The sequence below is a fragment of the Arcticibacterium sp. genome (assembly GCF_055134445.1).
Window position 1 is genome coordinate 1 of sequence record NZ_JBSRVI010000108.1, and the last position, 9,930, is coordinate 9,930.

The window sequence follows — 9,930 nt, forward strand, 5'->3', positions numbered from 1 at the left end:
AAAATCGATGGAAAAGCGTATACGATACAGCCAACCGATTATGTAGGTGAAATGCCCTTAGAAGAAGGAAAATACACCTATAAAATATCTATTTCCAAATTGTCCTCCAATTACGCATTATTGGAATTTATAGAAGACTAATCTGGAAGAGGGTTTATTAGTTCTATTTTGTTTCTAGATAATTTTACGGTACCTATTTTTTCTAATTGCTTGAGTAATCTTGAGACCACTTCTCTAGAAGTAGCTAGTTCATTTGCTAATTCTTCATGGGTGGAGTATAATATTTTTTTGCCACCAGTAATCTCAATTTTCTTTCTAATCAAAACCAGCAATCTCTGGTCTAACTTGGTAAAGGCTATACTGTCAATGGTTTCAAGCATATCTTCAAATCTCTTCTGATAAGTATTGAAGACAAAGTTTTTCCATGAATCATATTTACACAGCCACTCATCCACTTTATAGTTTGGGATAGAAACCAGCTTAACATTTTCTTCCGCCTGGGCTATTATTTCACTGATATTGCCAGCTTGACAACAAGTTAAAGACATGGCACAGCTGTCTAAACCACCGATGTAGTAAAGTAGCACTTCTTTGCCTTCGTCGTCTTGTCTCATTATTTTTATGGAGCCTTCAAGCAGAATGGGTATAAATGCAATAACGCCGCCAGGTTTCATTAAATATTCACCCGCTTCCATTTCAATATAGGTGCCGAACTCATGGATTTCCTTTATTAAATCAGGGCTAAAAATCCCGAGAAACTTTTTTTGATAAAACGCTAAATCTAATTTCATTTTAGGTTCATAATTAAGCTACAAAAGTACAACGCATACAGAACAAAACAGAATCATAGGAATGTTGATAAAAAGATGAGATTTTGAAGTATTTCTTTTTTAGTGATAAACCATTTTCTAAATTTAAGTTGAACTCGAGAAATCCGCTAAAATAAGGTAGATTTAGCCATTAATAATATAAAACGCATTTACATTGTCTGCATCAGAAAGTATTCGTTGGGATTCTATTTTTTCCCTGAAGTCTATTCTTTATATCGTTTTAGGTGCCCTCTGTGCCACTATTGCCATTAAAGGTTTTATGATTCCTAACCATTTTATTGATGGTGGTGTCACAGGAGTTTCCATATTGATTCACGAGATTTTTCATATTGACGTCAGCATACCTTTGGTGCTTATCAATGTGCCTTTTATTTTGGTCGGCTATTTTAAGATTGGTAAAAACTTTGCTGTTCATGCCCTTATTGCAGTGATTCTGTTGGCCATTCTGTTGCAATTTATTGAGATTCCGCCTATTACAAATGACAAGGTTCTTATTGCTATTTTTGGTGGTTTATTTATTGGGCTCGGAATTGGTTTTGTGATTAGAGGTGGTGGCGTCATAGACGGTTTAGAAGTAATAGCAGAATATTCCAACAAGAAATTTGCTCTAAGTACCGCAGAAATAATTATGGTAATTAATACCATTCTTTTTCTTATTGCAGCATATAGTTTAGGCATTGAAAAGGCCATGTATTCTATTTTGACCTATTTCACAGCATTGCAGGTTTCAGGTTATGTGGTGGATGGTTTTGAGGAATATACTTCTCTTACTGTAATATCAGCTAAACATGAGGAGATGAAATCAATGATAGTGAATGATTATAATAAAGCCATTTCTGTATATAAAGGGGAGCGAGGTTATCTACCTAGCAGTTTTAAAGTAAAGCATGATACAGATATTATAGTCACTATAGTTACAAGGCTTGAAATCCATAAATTAAAGAATGCCATTTTCCGAAAAGACCCAGCGGCTTTCATTTTTATACAAAGCATAAAAGAAGTAGGAGGGGGTGAAATTAAAAGACTGAGGAGTCATTAAAATAAGCGTAAGTCAATGGGTATGTTTTACACTAGCTTTCCATTACTAAAATGATATGAGTGAAAGTTTTGAAAATGTTTATGAAGAGGTAATTGATATTCTCACAAACCAACTTCCCGGCTATTTGACTTATCATAGTGTGGAACATACAAAATATGTGCATAAAATGGCCGAATATCTAGCTTGGAGAGAGGGCTGCTCGGAGGCTGATGTAATGCTGATAAAAGTGGCTGCTCTATTTCATGATATAGGTTTTATAAAGGGCATGGAAAATCATGAAGAAAAAGGCTGTGAAATAGCTCAAGTAGCACTTAAGAAATATGGCTTCTCTGAGAAGGATATAGCTGCTATTTGCGGAATGATAATGGCAACTAAGATTCCTCAAAACCCTCGGAACCATCTTGAGAAAATCTTGGCCGATGCCGATTTAGAATACCTCAGTACCCAAAATTTTGAACCAGTCAGTAAAATGCTTTTTAAGGAGCTAAAGCACTTCAATCCAAGCCTTACCAAACAACAATGGAATGATATTCAGATAGACTTTTTAAGTCAGCACAAATACCATACGGATTTCTGTCAGAGATATAAGGAGAGTTTTAAGCAGCAACATCTGCTTAAGCTCCAAGGATTGGATTTAAAAAGCGTTAAAAGGTAATTACTCTAGAACTTCATAGCATTTGATAGGCTTTGACTTGTTTTTAAGTTCATAAGCTCCCACTTCATTACATTTAAAGGAGTCTTTCACTTGGAGATATGCCTTTTCGGGAATGAGTATTTGACTGGCCGATGCTGCAGATTGAAGTCTAGCCGCAGTATTAACTATATCACCTATGACTGTATAATCTAACCTTTTTAGGGTAGAAGAGCCAATATTTCCAGAAATAACCTCACCTGTCGCAATACCTAAGGCTACCTTGGGTAAATAATCTTGTCCTTTTCCTTTTACGGGTTCTTTTATGGCATCAATGTTTGCCACCAAAGAAAGTGCGGCATCAATGGCTCTATCTATATGGTATTCACCTTTAAAAACGGCCATGACGGCATCTCCCATAAACTTATCTACATAGCCTTTATGAGCAATGATTTCTTTGACTATAATATCAAAATAGTTGTTCAATATATTTACCACGAAATCTGCATCTTCTTTCTCTGTTATAGCTGTAAATCCACAGATGTCCACAAATAGTACAGTAGCATCTATAGTTTCATTAGCGGTAAGAGAATTTGCAAACTCCTGTTTGCTCATAAATTTCAGAACACTGTCGTCCACATACATCTTAAGTATGTTATTCTCTTTTATGGCATCTATGGTCTCTTTTATTTGAAGAATGTGAACGATGGTTTTCTCCATAGTCACTTCGAGGTCTTCAAAATTGACTGGTTTACAGACAAAGTCAAAAGCCCCCTTATTCATGGCCGTTCTGATGTTATCCATGTCGCCGTAGGCAGAAACCATCACCACTTGAATGAGCGGATTGTTTTCGGATATTTTAACCAAAAGGGTTAGTCCATCCATTTCAGGCATATTGATATCACTTAAAACAAGCGAAATCTCCGTATTAGTTTCTAAAACTTCAAGAGCTTCTCTTCCGTTTTGAGCAAAGAAGAATTCGTATTTACCTTCACGGATTTGGCGACGGAATTTCTGGCGAATTAGTGCTTCTAAATCGCTTTCGTCGTCTACAACAAGTATTTTGGTATTCATTTAAAACGCTGTATTTCACTCTTTAATCAGTCTCATCTTTAATTGCGAAAAATCTAAAGGCTTGGTAAGGAAATCATCAGCACCAAAATCCTTTGCTTGCTGCCTATTAGCATCGTCTCCATAAGCCGTAATCATCATGACTACAGGTGGTGGTTTATGATAATGCGAACGAATATTTTTAAGCAGTTCAATACCCGTCATTCCTGGCATATTAATATCAGATAATATCAAGACTGCTTCTGAATCATGCTCGGCTAGGTATACTAAAGCGTCTTCACCGGAATGGGCAAAAGAGAAATCCATTAAACCGTTTCTTATTTCTCTACGGAACTTTTGTAGGAATAAATCCCTTACATCCAATTCGTCATCTACTACCAGTATTTTCATGTCTATGCAAGTTAATTCTATTTAATAAGTTCTAACCTATAGGGAGCGTAAGTATAAATTCAGAACCTTCATTATGTTTTGATTTTAGTTCTATTTCACCTCCATGAGCTACAATAATATCATGGCTTAAAGAAAGGCCCAAGCCAGTTCCCTCACCTGATGGCTTAGTGGTGAAAAAGGGTTGAAATATCTTTAATTTATTTTCTTCAGAAACACCAATCCCATTGTCTTTAATGGTGATTTGAACTTTATCTTTCAATTTGGTCGTAGAAATGGTAACAATGGGCTTATAGCTCACAATGTTATTTTTAGACATTGATTTAACCGCGTGAAAAGCATTATTTAAGATGTTAAGTAATACTCTACCAAAATCTTGAGGTACCACTTCAATACTTTCAATTTTAGGGTCCAATATGGTTTTAAAGTCCGCGTTAAAACTCTTGTCTTTGGCTCTTAAGCCATGATAAGAAAGCCTGATGTACTCGTCACAAACTTTATTTAGATCTATACTTTCTTTAGTACCCGTACTGGTTCTAGAGTGCTCTAGCATATTTTTTACAATGCTGCTGGCTCGGTTTCCGTGATGGAATATTTTATCAAGGTTCTGTTTTATATCATAAAGGAGTTCCTTTTCTAATTCCGTATCTCTTTCCCCCTCAGCTTTCCCACCTTCTTCTTCCAATTCTTCAATGAGCTCTTTTGTCAACTCCGAGAAGTTATTGACAAAGTTTAAAGGGTTTTGTATTTCATGAGCAATGCCGGCAGTTAGCTCTCCCAATGACGCTAGTTTTTCAGATTGAATTAACTGTGATTGCGTGGCTTTTAAATCATTAAGGGCAGATATTAACGTTTCCTTTTGCTTTGAGATTTGAGAAGTTCTTTCTGAAACTAAATGCTCTAATTCGTCCTTCTTTTTTGAGATGGTTTCATTCTTTTTTTGCTCTTCTTTAAGAGCCTTTTGCTGGTTTGAAACCCCAATTCCAAAAGCAATTAAACTGATAAAAGAGCCCGTTAAAGCAAATGTTATATAGGAAGAGTAGGCTTCGTAAAAGTCAGGTAAGTAGGCCTCGGCTAATTCTGAAACTATTCTTATGACCATGAAGATAAGTGCACTCCAGAGGATAGGGTCATTCTTTTGTTTATCACTTACTAACCAATAACAATAAAACACGAATCCTAATAAAAGCCACCAGATTGGGTTTACATCAATACCCGTTAAATTTTGAATCCAATTGTCTGACCATAATGTTAATAGTGCCAGAATCCACCATAGTTTCAGGAAACCGTCTAATTGCGGGTGCTTAGCAGAAAAATCAAAGCGTTTCCTGATAAAAATAGAGCCTAGAAGTACGATTAAAAAACTAAACATGGATGGGTCTTAAATATTTCTCTAAAATATAAAATGATTGGCGATATCTCATTAGCTAGGTAGTCTAATAATAAATTCGGTACCCACACCACTTTCTGATGTAACCTTTAGCTCCCCACCATGTGCCTTTACAATATCATAAGCTAAACTCAAACCTAAGCCAGTACCTTTACCAGTGTCTTTAGTGGTGAAGAAGGGTTGGAAGATTTTGTCTTTGATTTCTTCTGGAATACCCGACCCATTATCTTTTATAGAAATTTCTATAGAATTATCATGTCCAAGTGTAGATACTGTAACCGTTGGTTTGAAAGTACTATTGTTCATTCTTTCGGCCTTCTCAGCCACGGCATGGAAAGCATTGTTAATTAAGTTTAAGATCACTCTTCCTATATCTTGGCCCACCACATTTATTTCTTTTATGCCCTCATCGTATTTTGAAACTAGCTCAGCATTGAAACTCTTGTCTTTGGCTCTTAGACCATGATATGCAAGTCTAAAATACTCATCTGCCAGTAAATTAATATTAACCATTTCTTTCTGGCCTGGGTTAGTTCTAGAGTGTTCTAACATTCCTTTGACAATACTACTGGCCCTTTTACCGTGATGACTTATCTTAGATAAATTTTGAATGACATCATCAGAAATAATTTTGGCTTCCTCTATATCACCTTTTTCTAGCTCTTCTTTAAGCTCAGCCACGAGTTCTTCGCTTACTTCCGCAAAATTATTTACAAAGTTCAGAGGATTCTGAATCTCATGAGCAATACCAGCTGTTAATTCTCCCAGACTCGCCATTTTTTCTGATTGGACTAATTGGGTCTGAGTAGATTTTAGATTCTGAATTGATTCTTCTAGCTCTTTGGTTCTATGGTTTACTTTTTCTTCTAAGATTCTATTTTCCTTTACAAGTTTTCGAGCTCTAAAAACTATGTATATTCTTAATAGACCTGCTATTAATAGACCAAAGAGTAAATACGCCCACCAGGTTTGCCACCATGGTGGTAAAACTGTAAATGAAAATTTTGCAGGTTCAGACCATATCCCATTTATATCCCTTGAGATTACTTTAAAGGTGTAATTCCCCGCTTTTAAGTTGTAGTAGTTTTTTGATTTAGCGGCAGCACCACCTATAAGCCATTCTGAATCTGCACCCTCTAGTACGTACTTATATGATATGCTTTTACCTCCAATGACCGAATTATTATTAAAAGAAAAGTTTAAGGCGTTTTGATTGTATGGCAAAACCAAATTTGCCGGTAGAGAATAATAGCCATAGGTACTATCCCATTTTATATTATTAACTGATAAATAGCCTTCCTCTTTTGGTAAGGTACTTTCCGTAAAGAAGTCTCTTCCATTTGGCTTCCAAATGCTATCTCCTTTGATCAAATAGGTCATAAACCGCTCGTTCTTTTTAAACTGGGTTCTTTCATCCATTATATTCAAACCTGTGATATTGGTTTTTAATGGTATTATTTTTACCTCAGGTTTCTTTCTAAAAACTGTCAAATTGGGTGTTTGCCCATAAATACCTAACCATAGCTCTCCATTCTTAAGACTTATACATACGTCTTGATTAAAATCAACATTAGATAGACCGTTTTGAGTATTGAAGTTATTAAAAACCCAATTTTCATTTTCAGCACTTGGTTTTTTTATTTCTATCAATCCGTCTAATGAACCAGCATAAACAGTACTATCCAAGCTTATCAAATCAAAAGTCATTTCTGGAACTAAACCTTCAGATTCTCCAATGTTGGTTATACTTTTATCAACAGGATTAATAATACTAATCCCTATAGTAGTCCCTATATAAATATCTCCATTCATGTTGAGCTCCATTGTCATTATTTCATTGGAAATCAATCCATCGCCATTTGACAACGTTTTATATGTGTTTTTTTGAGGATTTATTACAAATATTCCTTTTGTAGTGCCGGCCCAAATATTGCCCTTTTTGTCATTCAGTAATGGAATTGTGGAACTGGAAGTCAGACCAAGGGATTCATCCAAAACTTTTAGCACGTTTGTTTTATAATTGAACATACTCACACGAGAGCTGCCTTCGGTAATCCAAATGTTCTTTGCATCGTCTTGAATTGCCTTACTAATATTTCTAATTCCTTGGTTTTTGCCATAGTTTTTAATGCTATGTTTTTTATTGTCAATTAGATTAAAACCTCCAGAACCTCCTAAAAGTATTTTATCCTTTTCGTATTCTAGAATTGTATTTGTATGTCTATTATCTTCATCTACTTCTTTCTGATACCCTTGAGAAGCCCCATATCTCATTAACTTTTTAGTTTTAGGATTAAATATGTTAAGTCCATTGTAGGTTCCCATCCAAATATTACTCTCCGAATCCTCACAAATGGACCAGACATTGCCATCTACTAGTCCTAAGTTTTCATTAAAATGCTCTGTAAATGGTACACTCGCGTCAATAATTATTATTCCATGATTTTGAGTAACAATCCATAAATTCCCCAATTCGTCTACGAGAGAACCACTCAATCCTTGCCCGTAAACTAGGGCATCGGAATTGACCGTCATTATTTTGGTTTTATCTTTATCTAATACATTTATTTGACCTCCTTGAGCCATAATCCACAATCTCCCTTCATTATCTTCTTGGAGCTCCATGTTCGCGTTTGTTTCAAATGACAGGGTTTTGAGGGTTTTCTTTTCGGAAGAAATGGCATTTAGCCTATTGTTAAAAGAACCGAACCAAACGTCGCCTTGACTATCCATGTAAAGATTCATGGAAAAATTTATTTCTAGGCCTTCTTTTGAGCCAAAAGTCTTAAGATTAGTACGGCTAGAATCTAACATACTAATAGAATGGTGCTGCCCAATCCATAAATTATGAGAGAGATCTTCCACTAGACTGATACTCTTACCATCCAATTTTTCTGGAAGAACTATTTGAGTAATTGTTCTAAAATCTGAACTTATTCTATGCAAGGATCCATTTCCATCTCCTTTACCAATGGATATCCAAATGTTATTCTTAAAGTCACATAATATATCGTTCACATTTCCATCAAAGGAATATTTGAGTTGTAAGCCATTTTCAATGTCCAAGACAATAATGCCATCATTAAATGTGGCCAACCAAATTCTACCAGCCTTATCTTGGGTTATTCCAGATACTCTTCGGAAAGATGAATGCGTGGTCATATTTTGGCCATCAATCATTATCAAACCATGATCTGTACCAAACCATTTCATACCACTACGATCTACAAAAGCACTGAACGACTGCGAACTTTCTAAACCTGCTATACTTAGAATTCCTGAACTCACATTATCCAAAACTATAGGTACACCCACTTTAGAATAAAGAGGCTCGGTTAGAATGCTAATTTTAGGAATAAATGCCTTACTAGATAAAGTGTCCAAGTTAATTTTTGATGTAGGAATCTCATCCCAATCTAAGTCAACTGTGGTCATAGGCTTTTTCAAAGGCTTAAAACTATTCAGTTCAAAATCCTTGGAAGGCAATTTGTCCAAATCGAAATAGGAAGTCTTCGGAGATGGTAGGGTATCTAGGTTTGTTATGTTCCACTTTAGTGGTTTCTCTTCTGAAAACTTCAGCGGAATTGATTTTGGGGTCTTAAACTCTAATGATTTTGTATGGTCAATTTCCTCATTCTTGTTTGAACAGGAAAAGGCAAAAAATGACAAAAAGAAGCAAGAAATTAGAAGATTGACAGCCATTCTGTTTTTTTTAAGCCCATTTTCATTATCAAACATTAATTTCTTCATACAAATTATCTTCATAGCAATAGATTATATGTTCCAATTTATGGCAATTTCATTTTAAAGAGCTGAATAGCATTCAAACTTTATGGAATGGTAATTGGAGCCATATTCAATTAATTTATAGAGAATGGCTAAAAATTGTTTCACGGAAAACTAGATGTCGCCAAAAACATATTGGCAAAACCTTTTTCTAGGACGGACCTTCTAATTTCCTGAGCTGCCAACTCAACAGAGGCATGGCCCATTTCTTGAACCGTTTTTTTTATAGTAATATTCATTTGTCAAACTCGTAAGAAAATCTTTTTATTATACAAGAACTTTAAAGCTAACCACTTAATAATAAGAATACCAACTGCCATAACTAAGAGTGAGTATGGCTCACCAATCCATTTCAATAACCACTCAAAAAACGCTTCAGCAGTATATTCCCAATTGATAAATTTAACCGAGACATAAATGAGTATAGAATTCATTCCGATCACCTGAAAAAACAGTGTCCATTTCTTGAAATTCAATACATCTATCAGGTAATAAAAAAGGGCAAAAAGTATTAAACTAATTCCAACCGTTTGCATGACGAACGAGCTAGACCACAAGTTTTTATTAATAGGAAAATCTAAATTCCAAACCTGTGCAATAACAATGGCTACTATCCCCGCCAAAGCCATATACACAGCTTTTCTTGTTGGATTCACAGTGGTTTTCTTCAATAATATTCCCGTTATGATACCAGCCAAAGCATTTCCAATAGCTGGGATATTATTGAAAAGCCCTACCGTATCATGAATGCCTCTTGAAAGCTTACCTGGCAAAACCAAGCGATCAAAATAGGAAG

Annotated in this window: 8 protein-coding genes and 1 pseudogene; 2 read left to right on the plus strand and 7 right to left on the minus strand. The window is 35.3% G+C overall.

Annotated elements, in window-relative coordinates; all coding sequences use genetic code 11:
• Positions 1 to 137 precede the first annotated feature (137 nt).
• Positions 138 to 791, minus strand: a complete 654-nt coding sequence (locus tag ACTBZY_RS14270; protein WP_463047014.1) for a Crp/Fnr family transcriptional regulator — start codon at positions 789 to 791, stop codon at positions 138 to 140.
• A 193-nt stretch (positions 792 to 984) separates the two neighbouring features.
• On the opposite strand from ACTBZY_RS14270, the gene ACTBZY_RS14275 reads away from it, so the two are divergent.
• Positions 985 to 1,869: a YitT family protein gene (locus tag ACTBZY_RS14275; RefSeq protein WP_463047015.1), complete on the plus strand. Its 885-nt coding sequence runs from the start codon at positions 985 to 987 to the stop codon at positions 1,867 to 1,869.
• Positions 1,870 to 1,924: 55 nt separating this feature from the next.
• Entirely contained in the window at positions 1,925 to 2,524 is a 600-nt protein-coding gene (locus ACTBZY_RS14280; RefSeq protein ID WP_463047016.1) for an HD domain-containing protein, read from the plus strand.
• Here the strand turns inward: ACTBZY_RS14280 and ACTBZY_RS14285 are convergent, their stop codons facing one another.
• From ACTBZY_RS14285 to ACTBZY_RS14310, 6 genes and pseudogenes are all read right to left on the minus strand, one after another.
• Positions 2,525 to 3,574, minus strand: a complete 1,050-nt coding sequence (locus tag ACTBZY_RS14285; RefSeq protein ID WP_463047017.1) for an adenylate/guanylate cyclase domain-containing protein — start codon at positions 3,572 to 3,574, stop codon at positions 2,525 to 2,527.
• 15 nt (positions 3,575 to 3,589) lie between these two features.
• The gene (locus ACTBZY_RS14290) at positions 3,590 to 3,961 is read right to left on the minus strand and encodes a response regulator (protein ID WP_463047018.1); all 372 of its coding nucleotides are present in this window, start codon (positions 3,959 to 3,961) and stop codon (positions 3,590 to 3,592) included.
• A gap of 31 nt (positions 3,962 to 3,992) precedes the next feature.
• A complete protein-coding gene (locus tag ACTBZY_RS14295; protein ID WP_463047019.1) occupies positions 3,993 to 5,330 on the minus strand; it encodes a sensor histidine kinase in 1,338 nt (445 codons plus the stop codon).
• 51 nt (positions 5,331 to 5,381) lie between these two features.
• Complete coding sequence (locus ACTBZY_RS14300) at positions 5,382 to 9,113, minus strand: sensor histidine kinase (protein WP_463047020.1); 3,732 nt, start codon at positions 9,111 to 9,113, stop codon at positions 5,382 to 5,384.
• Between the two features lie 125 nt (positions 9,114 to 9,238).
• Entirely contained in the window at positions 9,239 to 9,373 is a 135-nt protein-coding gene (locus tag ACTBZY_RS14305; RefSeq protein ID WP_463047021.1) for a hypothetical protein, read from the minus strand.
• A 3-nt stretch (positions 9,374 to 9,376) separates the two neighbouring features.
• A pseudogene (locus ACTBZY_RS14310) lies at positions 9,377 to 9,930 on the minus strand (acyltransferase family protein); the annotation flags it as partial.

Coding starts and splice junctions, on each gene's coding strand:
- ACTBZY_RS14270 (WP_463047014.1), bottom strand. CDS start 791: ATGAAATTAGATTTAGCGTTTTATCAAAAAAAGTTTCTCGGGATTTTT.
- ACTBZY_RS14280 (WP_463047016.1), top strand. CDS start 1,925: ATGAGTGAAAGTTTTGAAAATGTTTATGAAGAGGTAATTGATATTCTC.
- ACTBZY_RS14285 (WP_463047017.1), bottom strand. CDS start 3,574: ATGAATACCAAAATACTTGTTGTAGACGACGAAAGCGATTTAGAAGCA.
- ACTBZY_RS14290 (WP_463047018.1), bottom strand. CDS start 3,961: ATGAAAATACTGGTAGTAGATGACGAATTGGATGTAAGGGATTTATTC.
- ACTBZY_RS14295 (WP_463047019.1), bottom strand. CDS start 5,330: ATGTTTAGTTTTTTAATCGTACTTCTAGGCTCTATTTTTATCAGGAAA.
- ACTBZY_RS14300 (WP_463047020.1), bottom strand. CDS start 9,113: ATGAAGATAATTTGTATGAAGAAATTAATGTTTGATAATGAAAATGGG.
- ACTBZY_RS14305 (WP_463047021.1), bottom strand. CDS start 9,373: ATGAATATTACTATAAAAAAAACGGTTCAAGAAATGGGCCATGCCTCT.